Raw genomic sequence first — 16,892 nt, 5'->3', positions numbered from 1 at the left:
CCAACCGGCACAAGGAGACTCACATGATGCGCACCGCCAAGTCAAAGACCATGGGAGCCGCGGCCCTTGCCGCGGTCCTCGCCGCGAGCGGCGTCGCCGCTGCCGCCTCGAACGCCTCGGAACCGGACGCCGGGCCGCTGCAAGAGGGGGGCAACCCGATCGTCACCGACATCTACACCGCCGACCCGGCGACGCTCGTGGTCGGCGACACCGCCTACATCTTCTCCGGCCGCGACGAGGCCCAGCCCGGCCAGGACGCGTTCGTCATGAACGAGTGGCACGCCTTCACCTCCACCGCCCCCGACAACGACCCCGCCGCCTGGGAGGACCAGGGCGCCGTGCTCTCGCTGGACACCTTCGAGTGGGCCGGCGCCAACGCCTGGGCCTCCGAAGTGGAGCAGGGGCCGGACGGGCGCTACTACTGGTTCGTCTCGGTCGACGGCAGCACCGACGACGGCTGGATGAACATCGGCGTCGCCGTCGCCGACGATCCGCTGGGGCCCTACGAGGACGCCATCGGCGCCCCGCTCATCTCCGACGCCACCCCGAACTCCTCGGCGCTCAATATCGACCCCACCGTCTACACCGGCGCCGACGGCCAGATCTACCTCTACTGGGGCTCCTACTGGCAGCCGCGCATGGCGATGCTGAACGAGGACATGACCTCCCTCGCCGGTCCCGTCACGACCCCCGAGGGTCTCACCGACTTCTGGGAGGCGCCCTGGATGTTCGAGCGCGACGGCACCTTCTACATGGCCTACGCGTCCAACGCCGGCGCCGACTGCGTCACCGACTCCGCCTACGCCTGCATCCGCTACGCCACCGCGAGCGACCCCGCCGGCCCCTGGACCCACCAGGGCGTCGTCCTCGGCCAGGTCACCTCGACCACCAACCACCCGGCGATCATGGAATTCGGCGACCAGTGGTGGATGGTCTACCACACCGCCGATGCCCAGGGCGGCGGCAATTTCCGCCGCTCGGTCGCCATGGACGAACTCGTCTTCAACGAGGACGGCACCATGCAGGAGGTCGTCCAGACCACCGGAGGAGCAGCCACGCCATGACGCACCCGCTTTCCCGCAGGACCGCCCTCGGACTGGGCGCACTGGCGGCCGCCTCACCGGCCATCGGCGCGCTCGCCTCCCCGGCCGCCGCCGCGCTCTTCACCTCCAATAGGGCGATCGAACCCTTCAGGCTCGACCAGGTCGCCCTGGGCGACAGCCTCTTCAGTGAGAAGCGCGACCGCATGTACGGCTACGCGCTCGGCTACGAAGCCGACAATGGCGAGCTCGCCGGCGTCGACCGGATGCTCTACAACTTCCGGGCCGCCGCCGGCCTCGACAATCCCGCGGGGTCGGCGCCGCCCGGCAGCTGGGACAACGCCACCGGCTACCTGCGCGGCCACTACTCGGGCCACTTCCTGTCCATGCTCGCCCAGGCCTGGGCGAGCACCGGGGACGAGACCTACCTGCGCAAACTCGAACACTTCGTGGACGGACTGGGGGAGTGCCAGGACGCGCTGGCCACCGCGGCCGCGCAGCCGACGCCCCGCGTCGATGGCCGCGACGGCACCGCAGTGCGCCTGACCGGCTCGCCCCTCGGCCACGCCGAACACCTCGCGCTGCCCGAAGGGCTCATCGACGGGCTCTCCGAGATCACCATCGTCACCTGGATCGACCTCGGCACCGTCGATCCGGACGGCCTCCCCGACCCCTCGCAGGACACCGCGCCGCTCGCCAACGGCGTCAAGGTCTTCGATCTGGGATCAGGCGCCGAGTCGCACCTGTGCCTGACCGTGCGGGCCGACGACGACCAGCCGTTCCCGCGCTTCGCCATCACCACCGGCGGCACCGAGGCCGAGCAGGCCGTCACCGGCGACGCGCCGCTGCCGATCGGCGAATGGACCCACCTGGCCGTCACCCTCGGAGGCGGCACCGCGAGCCTCTACCTCGACGGCACCGCCGTCGGGACCGCCGAGGTGAGCCTCACCCCGGCCGATCTCGGCGCCGGTACGAGCAATTGGATCGGCCGCGGACAGTTCCCGCAGGGCATCACCCAGTACCTGAACGCCACAGTGGACGAGTTCGGCGTGTTCGACCGCGCGCTCGACGCCGCCGAGATCGCCGCGCTGGCCGCCGGGGAGGGCGAGGGCGGCACCGTCGCCTGGTACCGCTTCGACGACGAGCCCGGCCTGGTGTGCGCCGACGCCTCCGGCAACGGCCGCGACGCGAACCTCATCGCCCCCACCGACTCCGGGCGCCACCCCGGCTTCCTCGCCGCCTACCCCGAGACCCAGTTCATCCGCCTCTAAGAGTTCGCGACCTACGGCGGCAATGCCGGGATCTGGGCGCCGTATTACACCTGCCACAAGATCATGGCCGGCCTCCTCGACGCCCATCGTCTCGCGGGGAGCACCCGTGCCCTGGAGATCGCTGCGGCCATGGGCGACTGGGTCGCCGCACGCCTGGCCGAACTGCCGCGCGAGTCCCTCGATCGCATGTGGGGCATCTACATCGCGGGGGAGTACGGCGGCATGAACGAGAGCATGGCGACCCTCGCCGGGCACTTCCCCGACAAACCCGAATACCGCACCGCCGCAAAGGCCTTCGACAACACCGCGCTCCTCGCCGCCACCGCGGCAGGCGAGGACCGGCTCGACGGCAAGCACGCCAACCAGCACATTCCGCAGTTCACCGGCTACCTCCGCATGTACGAGAGCGGCGAGGGCCGGGACTACTTCACCGCCGCCGAGAACTTCTGGGACATGGTCGTGGCCCACCGCGGCTACGCCCACGGCGGCACCGGCGTCGGCGAGATCCTGCGCGCCCGGGACGTCATCGCCGGATCGCTCTACCAGTACCCGGACGACCCCAACCACGCCGAGACCTGCTGCGTCTACAACCTCCTCAAGCTGGCGCGGAACCTGTTCTTCCACACCGGCGACGCGAAGTACATGGAGTACTACGAGCTGGCCATGGTCAACCAGATCCTGGCCTCACGGCGCGACGCCGACTCGACCGAGAGCCCCGAGGTCACCTACTTCGTGCCGGTGCGTCCCGGCCGCCGGCGCGACTACGGCAATATCGGCACGTGCTGCGGCGGCACCGGCATGGAGAACCACACCAAGCACCAGGACTCGGTCTACTTCGTCGCCGCAGACGGAAAGTCCCTGTACGTCAACCTCTACACCAACTCCACTCTGGACTGGACTGCGCGGGGCGTCACCGTCGAGCAGTCCACCGACTACCCCTTCGAGGGCGCGAGCCGTCTCACCATCGGCGTCCGCAGACGCAGCCGCTTCGCCCTGAAGCTCCGCGTCCCCGCCTGGTGCGATGGCTTCGCCGTCGCCGTCAACGGCGAGACGCAGCAGATCGACGCCGCCCCCGGCACCTACGCGACCCTGAACCGCACCTGGAGGGACGGCGACACCGTCGACATCACCCTCCCGTTGCGCCTGCGCACCAAGGCCGCCATCGACGCCCCCGACGTCCAATCCGTCTACTACGGACCGACGCTGCTGGCGATCCGGCATGAGGCCGTCGGCGACGACCTGGAGTCCGGCCTGATCGACCTGAGTATCGGCGACGACCTGGAAGCGGCCTTCGAACCGGCCGACGAACCGCTCCACTTCACCGCCGACGGCTACACTTTCGCGCCGCTCCACCTCGCGGACGACGCCCCCTACCACCTCTACTGGCGGCGACGTTAGCCGTCCGCAACCCCTTGATCCCCTTAGCGAAGGAGCTACAGGAAATGAGAACCGACAAGCGCCACAGCCGGCCGGGGCGCACCGCCGCCGTGGCCCTCGCCGCGGCGGCCGCCGTCCTCACCGCCAGCGCGTGCAGCGGCGGAGGCGGCGGGTCCGACCAGGAGGTCGTCCTCGAAGGCGTCGACGACGGCACCACCCTCACCATGTGGACCCGCGCCGCCACCGAGGCCCAGTCCCAGGCACTGGTGGACGAGTACAACGCCGCCCACGAGAACCAGGTCGAGCTCACCGTCGTCCCCACCGACGACTACCAGACCCGCGTCGGCACGGCCGCCGGGAACCAGGAGCTGCCCGACCTGTTCGCCATCGACGTGGTCTTCGCGCCGCGCTTCACCACCGCCGGCTCCTACCTCGACCTCACCGACCGGATCGGCGCGCTCGACTTCAAGGACGCGCTGGCCCCCTCCCACATCGACGTCGGCACCGTGGACGACCGGCAGTACCTCGTCCCGCACACCCTCGACCTGTCGGTCCTGTTCTACAACAAGGACCTTTACGAGCAGGCCGGTCTCGACCCCGAGGCGCCCCCGACGACGCTCGCGGAGTTCGCCGAGCACGCTAGCGCCATCTCCGAGCTCGGCGACGACACGCACGGCACGTTCTTCGGCGGCAACTGCGGCGGCTGCTTCGTCTTCACCTGGTGGCCCACCTTGTGGGCGGAGGGCCAGGAACCTCTGAACGAGGACGGCACCGCGGCGAACCTCGCGACTCCCGAAGCGCAGGAACTGTATTCGACCTACCGCGGCCTGGTCGAGGACGGCGCCGTCGCCCCCGGACACCAGGAGGAGACGGGAGCCACCTGGGTATCGCTGTTCCCCGAGGGCAATATCGGGGTCATGCCGATGCCCTCGACGATGCTCGGACTCATGCCCGAGGACCTCAATATGGGCGTCGCACCCATCCCCGGGCTCACCGGCGGCGAGTCCACGTTCGTCGGCGGCGACTCCATCGGCATCGCCCAGAACTCCGAGTACCCCAACCAGGCCTGGGACTTCCTGCGCTGGAGTCTCGAGGAGGAACAGCAGGTCGAACTCCTGGCCGCGAACGGCGACGTCATGGCCCGCACCGACCTGGCCGACAACGAGTACTACGCCGAGAACCCGGACGCGGTCTTGATGAACGACCTCGTCGCGGTCGGCCGCACCCCGTACTCGCTGGGCTTCGGGCAGACCTTCAACGACCCCCAGGGGCCGTTCCTGCCGCTGATCCGCGAGGCCGTCTACGGCGACGCGGGCGCCGACCTGGCCGAACTCAACGACGCCGTCACCGCCTCCCTGAACAGTTAGCGCCGAACAGGTTGGGACTCCTCCACTAATGCGACATTCGAGAAAACTGGTCGGCGCGGCCTATGCGGCACCCGTCGCGCTGTTCGTCGCCGTCTTCTTCGTCGCCCCGCTGCTGCTGGTCGGACGCATGTCGGCGTCCGACTGGCCGCTGCTGTCGGGCGATATGGGCGTGAACTTCCCCGCGAACTACGAGAGCATCGGGGACAACCCGCTGTTCTGGCCCGCCGTCGGCTTCACATTGAAGTACACCGGCATTGTCGTGGTCATCCTCCTCGGGCTCTCGCTCCTGCTGGCGCTCATCGTGGCCGACGGCGGCCGCAGGGGCACCGGCTTCTTCCGCACCGCCTACTTCCTGCCCACCACCCTCGGGTTCGCGTCGGCCTCGCTGCTGTTCTTCGGCTTCTACAGCCCTTCGATCGGTCCGCTCGACCCGCTCCTGCAATGGATCGGGCTCACCGACGAACCGGTCTCGTGGCTCGGCACCTCGGGCATGGCCCTGTTCTCCACCGTGGTCCTCGTGGTGTGGAAGTTCGCCGGGTTCTTCATGATCATCCTGCTGGTCGGCCTCCAGGCCATCCCGCCGGACGTCTACGAGGCCGCCCGGCTCGACGGCGCGAGCCGCTGGCAGTCCTTCCTCCACGTCACGCTCCCGCTGCTGCGCCCCGCGCTCGGCCTCGTGCTCATCCTCTCGGTCACCGGGTCGCTGCTGGCCTTCGACCAGTTCTTCATCCTCACCAAGGGCGGCCCGGACAACTCGACCGTCACCGTCGTCCAGCTCATCTACCGAGAGGCGTTCCAGCGCTTCGACCTCGGCGCGGCCGCCGCGATCTCCGTGGTCGTCCTCGTCGCGCTCCTGGTGTTCAATATCGCCCAGTTCCGGGCCCTGCGGAGGGATGCCTGATGCGAGCCAAAGTCTGGGGAACCTCCTACTACGTCCTGGCCGGCGGCCTGGCCATCCTGTTCCTGTTCCCCCTCATATGGACCGGGTACGCCTCGGTCGCCCCCGCCGGGGCCACCAGGCAGCAGGAAGGCTTCGGCCTCGGCAACTACGCCGGCCTGCTCGACTACGACTCCGGCCTGACCCAGTACCTGTGGAACAGCGCCTACGTCTCGGTCCTGACCGTGGCCTTCACCCTCGCGCTGGCGATCGTCGGCGGCTACGCGTTCGCCCGGTTCAAGTTCTGGGGGCGGGACGCGCTGTTCCTGGTCACCATCGCGATCCTCATGGTGCCCTACAGCACCCTGCTGATCCCGTTGTATTCGATGCTCGGCGACCTGGGCCTGCGCAATACGCTGTTCGGGCTCTCGCTCGTGCTCACCCTCTACCAGCTGCCGTTCGCGATCTTCATGATGCGGATCTCGTTCGAGTCGGTGCCGAAGGAGATCGAGGAGTCGGCGATGGTCGACGGCTGCGGCTCCTTCGGGGTCCTCACCCGGATCATGCTGTTCGCGGTATGGCCGGGCCTGATCACGGTCGGCCTCTTCTCGTTCCTGGCCGCCTGGAACGACTTCATCGCCCCTCTCATTCTCGTCAGCGAGGCCGACAAGGCCGTGCTGCCGGTGGCCATCGCCAACCTTCGTCAACAGGCGCAGGGGTCGGTCGACTTCGGTGCGACGCAGGCCGGCGTCGTTGTCATGGCACTGCCGTGCCTGCTGCTATTCATTGCGCTGCAACGTCACTATGTTCGAGGATTCATGTCAGGAGCAATCAAAGGATGAAGAAGACACCCGTGCTGCCCTCCCGGAGCGCACTTCGCCCGCTGGGGCTGGACGAAGTCCAGATCACCGGAGGGTATTGGGGCCGCAGGCAGGAGACGAACGCCGAGGCCACCATCTGGCACTGTCTCCACTGGCTCGAGAAGCTCGGCTGGATCGACAACTTCGAGAAGGCCGGGACCGGTGCGGAGTTCGAGCGGGCCGGCCGCGAGTTCTCCGACTCGGAGATCTACAAGCTCGCCGAGGCCATGGCGTGGGAGATCGGCCGCTCCGGCTCGCCCGAACTGGAGGCGCGGTTCATCCGGCTGACCGAACAGATCTCGGCAGCGCTGGAGAGCGACGGCTACCTGAGCACCATGTTCGGCCACCCGGGGCAGCGCCCGCGCTACACCGACCTGGAATGGGGCCACGAGCTGTACTGCTACGGGCACCTGCTCCAGGCGGCGGTCGCGCGGCTGCGGACCCACGGTGAGGACGATTTCGTCCGCTTGGCGCGCCAGGTCGCCGATCACGTCTGCGACACGTTCGGTCCCGGGGGGATCGAGCGGATCTGCGGGCACGCGGAGATCGAGGTGGGTCTGGCCGAGTTCGCCCGCGCCACCGGCGAGCAGCGCTATCTGGACCAGGCGAAGCTGTTCATCGACCGCCACGGCAAGCGCACGCTCGGCGGGGACGGCCTGGAGTACTACCAGGACGACGCGCACGTCCATGACGCCGAGGTCCTGCGCGGACACGCCGTCCGGGCGCTGTACCTGTCGTCGGGCGCGCTCGACGTCGCCGCCGACACCGGCGACAAGGAATTGCTGGAAGCCGTTCGGCGCCAGTGGGACCGGACCCTGGCGCGGCGCACCCACATCACCGGCGGCATGGGATCGCGCTACCAGGACGAGGCCTACGGCGATGACTTCGCGCTCTCGCCCGACCGCGCCTACGCCGAGTCGTGCGCCGGCATCGGCGGCGTCATGACCGCGTGGCGGCTCCTGCTGGCCACCGGCGAGCTCTCCTACGGCGACATCATCGAGCGCATCACCTGGAACGTCCTGGCCGGGGCGGTCGCCCCCGACGGGAAGTCATTCTTCTACGCCAACCCGTTGCAGCAGCGCACCTTCGACGAGGTGCCGCCGTCCGGGAAGGCCGTCGGGCACAGCGGCGCCGGGGGCCATCGAGCCCCCTGGTACGACGTCTCGTGCTGCCCGACGAACCTGGCCCGCACCTTCGCCTCGCTCGCGGCCTACATCGCCACAGTGGACGACGGCGGGCTCCAGCTCCACCAGTACATGCCTGCCGACATCGCCACCGACCTGGCCGACGGCCCCGTCGCGGTCAGGGTGGAGACCGACTATCCCGAGTCCGGCACGATCACGATCCGCATCGACCGCAATGAGGCGGGGCCGTGGACGCTGAGCCTGCGCGTCCCCGACTGGGCCGACGGCGCGCAGCTCACCGGGCCGGACGGGGTGCGGCGCACCGTCGCGCCCGGTCGCGCCGAGATCACGAGCGACTTCGCCGCGGGCGACACCGTCACGCTGGAACTCCCGGTGGGGCCCAGGTGGACCCGGGCCGATCCGCGCATCGACTCGGTGCGCGGCTGCGTCGCGGTCGAGCAGGGGCCGCTGGTGCTGTGCGCCGAATCGGTCGACCAGCCCGGCGGCGCCGACGTGGTCGACCTGAGTGTCGACCCCGGCAAGGCCCCGGTCGTCCAGGACGGCACGGTGACCGTGTCGGGTCACGTCCACAAGCACGTCGACGCCTGGCCGTACGGTTCGAACCCGGACCCCGAGGAGGGACGCGAGGCCGCCGAGGTCGCACTCATCCCGTTCCATCTGCGGGCCACGCGAGGCCCCGCCACGATGCGAGTCTGGCTGCCGACCGCTTAGGGACCAGCGCGAGGGCGGCCCGGCGCAATGCCGGGCCGCCCTTTCGCCGTGACGCCGCTGCGGCGCCCCCGGGGCTTCCAAACCTCGGGGACGCCGCATTTTCCCTTGCGTGACACAGATTTAAGGGTGGCTTCAGGTTTCGCAGTTAGGCTTTGAGTAATCGAATACGGGGGGCCGAACGCGGCGGCACCAGGCCGCGGGCGGTGCGAACGAGGGAGCCGAATATGCCAGAACTACTCGAATTTCAGCGCCAGGCCGAGGCCGCCGTCGAGGTCGCCGTCCAGGCGATCCGGGCGGGCACCGGTGGCGAGCTGGAGATCAGCGGCAAGGGCGACCGCGACTTCGCGACCGAGCTCGACTTCGCCGCCGAGGACGCGATCCGGAAGTTCCTGGCAGCCGAGACCCCCGGCATCCCGGTGCAGGGGGAGGAGCGGGGCCGCAGCGGGGATTCGGGCTCGGAATACGAATGGGTGGTCGACCCGATCGACGGCACGATCAACTTCGCCCACGGCTCGCCGCAGCACTGCGTCTCGCTCGGACTGACCCGGCACGGCATCCCGGTCGTCGGCGTGGTGCGGGCACCGCAGGTCGAGGAGACCTTCAGTGCCGCAGTCGGCCACGGAGCGACCCTCAATGGGCGGGCGCTGGCCAAGCGCACCGGCCCCGACAGCCTCCACGACTCGGTGGTGGCGATGGGCGACTTCCCGGTGTGGATCGGCGCCGAGCAGCGGATCGGCGAACGCCTGGAACAGCTGGGCCGGCTCGTCCCGGAGGTCCAGCGCATCCGGATGCTCGGCGCGGCCGCGCTCGACATGTGCTGGGCCGCGGCGGGCCGAGTCGACGCGGTCGTCCACACCATGATCAACCCGTGGGATGTCGTGGCGGGCACCGTGATCGCCCGCGAGTCGGGCCTGAGCGTGGTCGACCGGACCGGCGCCGACTACCGGGCCGAGTCCGACTCGATCATGGCCGCCCAACCGTCGACCATCGACCGGCTCCTGGAACTGCTCTACCCCCGTGGCTGAGCGGCCCGAATCCGAGAGAGCGGGCAGATGGGCCGGATAGCGGCCGTCAAGGGGCCGTAGGCACCCCCTAGCACCGTCCGCCTCGGACCGGTCCCACGCCGTGGGCACTGTGTTGCACTGCACTAGAGTTGAGGGCAACTCACGGGGTCATGTAACCGGCATTGGACGAGTGGAGAGCCAGTTGCGCGCTGGACAGATGGTGGGCGGTCGTTATCGACTGGACGAGCGGTTGGGTTCGGGAAGTCACGGGGAGGTTTGGCGCGCGGCGGATCTGCGCCTGAACCAGCGCCCGGTGGCGTTGAAGCGGGCATTGTCCGGCGCCAGTCCGGCCACCGCCGGGAGGATCAAGAAGGAGGCCGCCCTCCTCGCGAGCGTCAGCCACCCCAATGTGGTCACCGTGTACGACACCGTCCATGACGACGACAGCGACTGGATCGTCATGGAACTCGTCCACGGCCACACCCTGGCCGAGAGCAGACCCCTCTCGGCGGACGAGGTCTCGCGGTTCGGCGCGCAGCTAGCCGGGGCCCTCGAAGCCGTCCACGCGGTCGGCATCCTGCACCGGGACATCAAGCCCGCCAACGTCCTCCTCACCGAACAGGGCTTCGCCAAGCTCGCCGACTTCGGGATCTCCCGCGACGTGCACGCCGCGGCGACGCTGACCGGCACCGGCGCGATCACCGGCACGCCCGGTTATGTCGCACCCGAGGTCGCCAAGGGCGGCAAGTTCACCGTCGCCGCCGACGTGTTCTCGCTGGGCGCCACGCTGTACTTCGCGCTGGAGGGCACTTCCCCGTTCGGGGAGGACAATAACCACGCGCTGCTTTGGAAGACCGTCACCGAGGAGGTGCGCGAATCCGAGCGCGCGCAGCAGATCCCCATGCTGGAGCAGATGCTCCGCAAGGACCCGGGCCGCCGGCCGAGTCCTGAGCAGGTCCGCAGGGAACTGGCGAGGCAGTACGGCGACCCCTCCGTCGGTGCCGCCCACTGGTCAGGGCGTCGCTTGCGCCAGCGCACCGGCGTCCGGGTGGCGGCCGCCACCGCGATCGTCGGGCTCCTGGCGGCCGCGACGTGGATTGTTCTCAGCGGCAAGGGGAACCAGGCTGACACGGGGATCTTGACCGGCGGGGACGAGACGACCAGCGACTTCATCGGCGACCCGACCACTGTGGATCCATGCGCGCTGCTGGACCCGGAGGCGCTGGCCGAATACGGCAATGCGGTCTTCGACACCGACCAGGGCAACTTCAATCGCTGCAATGTCATCGTCAACAACGGGCCGAGCGAGATCAACATCGAGCTCGACATCTACCGAGACACCAGCCCGAGCCCCGAGGGAGAGACCGAGATGGTCGGCCTCATCGGCGTCGTCAGGGGCGAGGAGGACATGCCCGAAGAGTGCGACCGGACCCTCATCCTGCCCGACGGCGAGTACATCATCGAGCTGGACGCGGAGCAGGAGCGAAACGGCACCAACGATATCTGCGCCATGGCCGACACGGCGGTCGACCACGCCCTCTCCGTTCTCGACCAGGGCCCGATCCCCAGGCGCGAAGGCGAGCCCGATCCGGCCTCGCTGATCAGCGTGTACGCCTGCGACCTGCTCGACGCCGACGCATTGGAGCAGTTCCCCGGGGTCGACGCCACCCACCCCGTAGTCCCATACGGCGGATGGGAATGCAGGTGGAACAGCACCACCAGCGAGACCGAGGTGTACGTGATCTTCGACCGGGACCAGCCGCTGAGCGAGGAGGACGGCGAGCCGATGACGTTCGCCGGACGCCCGGCGCTCATGGAGGGCTCCGCCGCCTGGGGCGAGGGCACCTGCAAGGTGAGCGTCATGCACCGGCAGGGCCCCAGCGCCGATGGGGACGGCAGCACCACCGCCGAGATTGTTCAGCTCATCGTCCTCGGCGAAGACGAATCTGAGGAGGACCTGTGCGATCTCGCCGTCGGCCTGGCCGAACCGCTGGCCGCCGCCCTGCCGCAGGACTGATCAGGTCGGGCGGAGTTCGAGCACGCCCTCGTCGCCCTCGATGGCCACCACGGTGATGACCAGGGCATTGTTGGCATTGCCCTGGTTGTCGACGCCGAGGCTGAACCCCACCGCGGTACCGGGGCCGGTGCCCTCCACGGACATGTAGCCGTCGCCGACCTCCGTGACGGTGAACGTGTCCATGCCGTACTCGTCGTCGATGGCGAACTCGGTCCCGGCCGAGACCCGCACCTCGCAGTCGCCGTCGAAGCAGGATTCGTAGTCGATGCCGTCGGCGGCTTCGAGCGGGTCCTCGGTGGGGGAGGGCGACTCCGGTTCCGGCTCCGACTCGGACGATGTGGGGACCGAGCCTGCGGAAGCCGACTCCTCGGAGTCGCCCTCGTCGTCACCTGCGCCGCAGGCGGCCAGAGCAAGCATGGCCGCTGCGGGCAGGACGATTGCGGGGTTGATGCGGTTCACGGTTTCCTCCTCGGGCCGGGGGTGTTCACACCATCGTTTCTAGCCCGGACCGGCCGGGAGGGGTCCCAGGCCGGTCGTGCAACGCTGTGAACGTCGAAGGATTTCGGAGGTCGACATGAGTGACATCCAACAGGTTGAGGGCCTGGAACCGCTGCCGCCGCAACACGCGAGCCTGGCCTTCGGGATCCCCGAATCCGAGCCGGGCACCATCTACGTCCTCTCCGTCTCGGGAGGGGTACGGTTCCGCCCCAAGGAGGGCCGCTTCGTCTGCTTCGGACGGAACCGGCCCGAGGTCCACGTGTGCCTCGGCGAGGACGACCGCCGCGTCAGCCGCACCCACGGCCAGGTGACCCGCCGCGGCGACCACTGGTGGCTGGCCAACACCGGACACGCGGCGCTCCAGCTCCCCAGCTCGCGAATGCTGTTCTCCGAGGACGAGCCGCTCCCGCTGGGGCTCGGGTACACCCCGGTGTTCCTGCGCGGCACCGCCCATCGCAGGCACCTGCTGGAGCTGTACGTCGCCGGAGAGGACGGCCGCCTGCCCCGGCCCGCGCCCGACGCCGGGACGCTCAAGGACAAACCGTGGAAGCTCGACGCCGAGGAGCGGATTGCCCTGGTGTCCCTCGCGCAGCGCTACCTGATGCACGAGTCCTACGCGCAGCCGCTGGCGTGGCGGCAGGTCGCCGAGGAGCTGCAGGAGCTTCAGCCCGACGCGAAGTGGCGCCCCAAGCGGGTCGAACACCTGGTCACGGCCGTGCGCCGCCGCCTCTCGGCCACCGGCGTGCCCGGCCTGACGCGCGAGGAGGTCGGCGAACCCGTCGGCAACATGCTCAACCACAACCTGATCCTCGAACTGCTGCACACCAGGACCCTGGTCCCGCCCGACCTGCGCCTGCTCGGCGACTGACCCGGAACCGAAGCGCTAGGAGCCCCCATGTACCCCCAGATGTTCCCGCCCCCTGCCCCGGAGCCGCCGACTCCGGTGCCGCCCAAGCCGATCGTGCGCCGCGCCGACCCGCCCACCGCCATCCTCGGCAACGCCACGGCGCTCGGCATTGGATACCTGTTCATGCGCCGCCCGCGACTGGCCGGCGTCGCCATCGTCGGGACGCTGTTCTTCCTGTTCGCGCTGGCCGAGGATCCCGCCGCTCCGCAGTGGCGGTTCGGGCTGGCCGCATGGTGGCTGGCGGCGGTGGTCCATGCCTGGTGGCTCACCCGCCGCACCGAACCCGAATTGCTGATCGATGACCTGGACGGCCGGCCCCGCTCCCGACGTTCGCGCATCTTCGTCGCCGCCACCGCCGGACTGGTCCTCGCCGCCGTCGTGGGCTTGCGCTTCGACGCCTGGATGACCGTGCGGAGCGCAGCGCTCGCGCAGACCGACGGCGACTGCGCGAGCGCGAGCGAGTCCCTGGAGGAGCTCGACGGGACCCATCGCATCGCATTCGGCTCCATGACGCTCGAAGGCGAGGAGCACCTTGCGGCGTGCCAGATCCTGCTGCGGGCGCTCGATGAAGGGCCGACGGAGGGTGCCGAGACACTGGTGGACTATATGGACCACCCAGGGGCGCTGTGGGAAGGGGCCGGGCCCGAGCGGGCCGCCCTGCTGCTGGAATCGACCATTGACAGCAGCATGGCGGTCGAACCGAATCTGGAGGCGGCCTTCGCCCAACTGGCGACGACGCTCGAAGACGTCCCCGCCCAATCGGTTCGCGTCCAGGAAGTGGTCGAGTCCTACCTGGTCGACCTCGCGGACGACGATTCGGCCTGCCGGGTCAAGACCATCAACGATTGGCTCTACGCCCAGTCCGCGGAGGCGCCGGAACTGTCCGACCCGATAGCCGCTGCCGCCGGCCAGGTCCCGGACCGGATGCTCGAATGCGCCCGCGATACGGCCGCCGCCGGTGTACTCGAGACGGCCCGGGCCACGTACGAGGAGTTCCTCGCCGAGTATCCGGACGACGCGCGCGCCGCCGAGGCCGCCGACGAGCTCTACGAGGTGGAGACCCAGATCGAGTACGAGAACGTCACCGATCTGCTGAACAACGACGAGTACTGCGACAACCCCGCCCCCTACCGGGGAGCCGTGGAGTACAAGGGCGAAGGCCCGCACCGGATGTGGCTGTTCGGTCTGGACCCGAACTCATACGACTTCCCGAACTCCTGGCAGGCCGACGGCGTGGACGACACGGCATTGGTCGTCTGCGTCAACGGGCCCTCGAAGGGCGAATACCAGGACAGCTGCTACTACGAGAACTCCCTGTCCCCGCTAGGCGCGAGCGAAGTCGACTTCTACGCCAGCAAGTTCACCATCAAGGCCTACGAACTCCGGACCGGCGAGCTCGTCACGAGCTTCACCGAGCAGCTCGGCGATCCCTGCCCCGAATACATCGAGGTGGAGACGTTCTACGGATCGACCTACGCCCTCCCGCCCGACGAGTACGAGTCCGACTTCACCTCCGGTGAGGTCCGGGAGATGTTCTACTCCCTCATGGATTGACGGAACGGCGATCGATCCACACCTCGATTCGGCGAGAAGCCGAGCGGCCCGAAGTGGTCGGTGCGGTGGCGGTGGCGATACTTTCACTTCCCCTTTCTCTAAGGGGTTGACGTTGTCGCCGGACGGTGGGACTCTGTGTCGTATCGACATATCTGGAGGCCTGAATGCGCCGTCGTACACTCCTCACCGCCGCCGGTGCCGGAACCGCTGCCGCCGTGGCCATTCCGGGCACCGCGCAGGCCGATTACACGACCACCGTCAACCCCGCCGCGAACTGGGGCACCTGGGAGGGCTGGGGGACCTCACTGTGCTGGTGGGGCAAGGCCTGGGGCGATCGCGACGACATCGCCGACATCATGTTCAGCCGCAACTCCGTCAGCTACAACGGAGGTTCGGTGCCCGGTCTGGGCATGAACATCGTCCGCTACAACGCCGGGGCCTGCAGCTGGAACTCGATCGACGGCGAGTCCATGGCCGTCTCCCCGAACATGATGGCCTCCAGGCAGATGGAGGGCTACTGGCTCGACTGGAATTCCAGCGACCCGTCCTCCTCCAGCTGGGACTGGAACGTCGACTCGGCCCAGCGCAACCTCATGTGGAAGGCCCGCGACCGGGGCGCGAACCTGTTCGAGCTGTTCTCCAACTCGCCGATGTGGTGGATGTGCACCAACCACAACCCGTCCGGCGGCGCCGACGCCAACGTCGACAACCTCCAGTCCTGGAACCGGCAGCAGCACGCCGTCTACATGGCCACCGTCGCGAAGTACGCCAGCGACAACTGGGACGTCGACTTCCAGTACGTCGACCCCTTCAACGAGCCGATGACGAACTATTGGAGCGCCACCGGGACCCAGGAGGGCTGCCACTTCGACGTGGGCACCCAGTCGATCGTCATCGATCACCTTCGCGCCGAACTGGATTCGCGCGGACTCTCCGGAACGGCGATCACCGCCTCGGACGAGACCAGCTACGACCAGGCCCGCAGCACCTTCAACGGCTTGACGAGCACGGCCCGCGGGAAGGTCGCCAAGGTCAATGTGCACGGCTACCAGTACGAGAACGGCCGCCGCGACCTGCTCTTCAACGACGTCTCCGCCGCCGGGAAGATCCTGTGGAACTCCGAATACGGCGAGAACGACGCCACCGGCATGCGACTGGCCCGCAACCTCAACCTCGACCTGCGCTGGATGAAGCCGACCGCCTGGGTCTACTGGCAGGTCCTCGACGGCGGCGGCTGGGGACTCATCCAGGCGGACAACGAGGCCGGCACGCTCGGCGAGGTCCACCCCAAGTACTACGTCTACGCCCAGTACGCCCGCCACATCCGCCCCGGCATGCGGCTCATCGACGGCGGCGAGGACAACACCATCGCCGCCTACGACTCGGCCGCCCGCAAGCTGGTGCTCATCACGACCAACTACGGCAACGCGCAGACCGTCACCTACGACCTGGCGAACTTCGCCACCGTCCCCGACGCCACGATCACCCGCTGGTCGACCCAGACCAACGGCTCCGAGCTCTACCGCAGCTACACCGACACCGCGGTGTCCGGCAAGCGATTCTCCAGGGCCTTCCCCGCCAATACGGTCCAGACCTTCGAGATCACGGGAGTCCAGATCTGACGCGGCGTCAGGTGTCCCGGCGCGGTCTCGGCTGCCCCCAGCCCTTGCGGCGCAGGAGCCAGGCGGTGGCCGACGAGACCGCCGTCGCCGGGAGGACCAGGAGGCCGACGACGGTGAGGCCGAACGAAAGCGTGTCCGGGGAATCGCTGAGAAAGCCGCTGAACGCCATTAGCGAGACGCTGTACATCATCGTGAGCAGAAAGATCGTCCCAGTGACGAAACCCGCCCTGGAGCGCTTCTCCTCAGGCGTCTTGATCACATACAGCGGATAGCCGACCAGCACCAAAGAGGGCGCGCCGACGATCACCACGACCAGGGACGCAACCCAGGGAAACCAAGCCGATTCCATCATCTCCACGATCGCCATTCGGTGACTGTATCCACGCCCGGCCAGTCCGATCGGCCACCGGACCGCCGCCCTTCCAGAGAGCCCGAACCAGGCGAGCGACGGCGGGTCCCTTTCGCCCGCCCGGACCTTCCGAGCAGCCCTGGTCCGGCGCGAGGTAACATTTCCACCGGCTGTTTCGACGGCCATGCCCTACTACTCCAACTGGCAGAGAGAACGGATTCAAAACCCGTAAAGTCTGGGTTCGAATCCCAGGTAGGGCACCGCACAAAGGCCCTGTTCACCAGGGCCTTTCT

Annotated in this window: 14 protein-coding genes and 1 tRNA gene; 13 read left to right on the top strand and 2 right to left on the bottom strand. The window is 68.7% G+C overall.

The window, feature by feature from the left end; genetic code table 11:
• Nucleotides 1-23: 23 nt before the first annotated feature.
• The 9 genes from FAB82_RS20735 (at nucleotide 24) to FAB82_RS20695 (ending at nucleotide 11,669) form a co-directional block, all read left to right on the top strand.
• Nucleotides 24-1,064 (top strand): family 43 glycosylhydrolase, encoded by a 1,041-nt coding sequence (locus tag FAB82_RS20735; protein WP_211116729.1) that lies wholly within the window; start codon nucleotides 24-26, stop codon nucleotides 1,062-1,064.
• Nucleotides 1,061-2,311 (top strand): LamG domain-containing protein, encoded by a 1,251-nt coding sequence (locus tag FAB82_RS20730; RefSeq protein ID WP_136536464.1) that lies wholly within the window; start codon nucleotides 1,061-1,063, stop codon nucleotides 2,309-2,311. The genes FAB82_RS20735 and FAB82_RS20730 overlap by 4 nt, the downstream gene beginning before the upstream one ends.
• Nucleotides 2,312-2,341: 30 nt before the next feature.
• On the top strand, nucleotides 2,342-3,709 hold the full coding sequence (locus FAB82_RS20725) for a glycoside hydrolase family 127 protein (RefSeq protein ID WP_281276935.1): 1,368 nt from the start codon (nucleotides 2,342-2,344) through the stop codon (nucleotides 3,707-3,709).
• 44 nt (nucleotides 3,710-3,753) lie between these two features.
• Nucleotides 3,754-5,055 carry an ABC transporter substrate-binding protein gene (locus FAB82_RS20720; protein WP_136536462.1) on the top strand — a complete coding sequence of 434 codons (1,302 nt, stop codon included), beginning with the start codon at nucleotides 3,754-3,756 and terminating at the stop codon, nucleotides 5,053-5,055.
• Nucleotides 5,056-5,083: 28 nt separating this feature from the next.
• Entirely contained in the window at nucleotides 5,084-5,956 is an 873-nt protein-coding gene (locus FAB82_RS20715; protein ID WP_136536461.1) for a carbohydrate ABC transporter permease, read from the top strand.
• Entirely contained in the window at nucleotides 5,956-6,774 is an 819-nt protein-coding gene (locus FAB82_RS20710; RefSeq protein WP_136536460.1) for a carbohydrate ABC transporter permease, read from the top strand. Before FAB82_RS20715 ends, FAB82_RS20710 begins: the two co-directional genes overlap by 1 nt.
• Nucleotides 6,771-8,648, top strand: a complete 1,878-nt coding sequence (locus FAB82_RS20705; RefSeq protein WP_136536459.1) for a glycoside hydrolase family 127 protein — start codon at nucleotides 6,771-6,773, stop codon at nucleotides 8,646-8,648. The genes FAB82_RS20710 and FAB82_RS20705 overlap by 4 nt, the downstream gene beginning before the upstream one ends.
• 224 nt (nucleotides 8,649-8,872) lie before the next feature.
• Entirely contained in the window at nucleotides 8,873-9,673 is an 801-nt protein-coding gene (locus FAB82_RS20700; RefSeq protein ID WP_136536458.1) for an inositol monophosphatase family protein, read from the top strand.
• 181 nt (nucleotides 9,674-9,854) lie between these two features.
• Complete coding sequence (locus FAB82_RS20695) at nucleotides 9,855-11,669, top strand: serine/threonine-protein kinase (protein ID WP_136536457.1); 1,815 nt, start codon at nucleotides 9,855-9,857, stop codon at nucleotides 11,667-11,669.
• On the opposite strand, the gene FAB82_RS20690 is transcribed toward FAB82_RS20695, so the two are convergent.
• Nucleotides 11,670-12,128 carry a hypothetical protein gene (locus FAB82_RS20690; RefSeq protein WP_136536456.1) on the bottom strand — a complete coding sequence of 153 codons (459 nt, stop codon included), beginning with the start codon at nucleotides 12,126-12,128 and terminating at the stop codon, nucleotides 11,670-11,672.
• 115 nt (nucleotides 12,129-12,243) lie between these two features.
• Between FAB82_RS20690 and FAB82_RS20685 the strand changes: the two genes are divergently transcribed.
• From FAB82_RS20685 to FAB82_RS20675, 3 genes are all read left to right on the top strand, one after another.
• On the top strand, nucleotides 12,244-13,035 hold the full coding sequence (locus tag FAB82_RS20685; RefSeq protein WP_136536455.1) for an FHA domain-containing protein: 792 nt from the start codon (nucleotides 12,244-12,246) through the stop codon (nucleotides 13,033-13,035).
• 27 nt (nucleotides 13,036-13,062) lie between these two features.
• Nucleotides 13,063-14,628, top strand: coding sequence for a hypothetical protein (locus FAB82_RS20680; protein WP_136536454.1), 1,566 nt, complete (start codon nucleotides 13,063-13,065; stop codon nucleotides 14,626-14,628).
• A 164-nt stretch (nucleotides 14,629-14,792) separates the two neighbouring features.
• Nucleotides 14,793-16,250 (top strand): glycoside hydrolase, encoded by a 1,458-nt coding sequence (locus FAB82_RS20675; protein WP_136536453.1) that lies wholly within the window; start codon nucleotides 14,793-14,795, stop codon nucleotides 16,248-16,250.
• Nucleotides 16,251-16,257: 7 nt separating this feature from the next.
• Here the strand turns inward: FAB82_RS20675 and FAB82_RS20670 are convergent, their stop codons facing one another.
• Nucleotides 16,258-16,617 carry a hypothetical protein gene (locus FAB82_RS20670; protein ID WP_136536452.1) on the bottom strand — a complete coding sequence of 120 codons (360 nt, stop codon included), beginning with the start codon at nucleotides 16,615-16,617 and terminating at the stop codon, nucleotides 16,258-16,260.
• Nucleotides 16,618-16,785: 168 nt separating this feature from the next.
• Between FAB82_RS20670 and FAB82_RS20665 the strand changes: the two genes are divergently transcribed.
• A tRNA-Leu gene (locus tag FAB82_RS20665) sits at nucleotides 16,786-16,859 on the top strand.
• Nucleotides 16,860-16,892: the final 33 nt, after the last annotated feature.

The organism is Glycomyces buryatensis, from assembly GCF_004912275.1.
Classification (GTDB): domain Bacteria; phylum Actinomycetota; class Actinomycetes; order Mycobacteriales; family Micromonosporaceae; genus Glycomyces; species Glycomyces buryatensis.
This window is presented reverse-complemented; position numbering and strand designations above follow the sequence as displayed.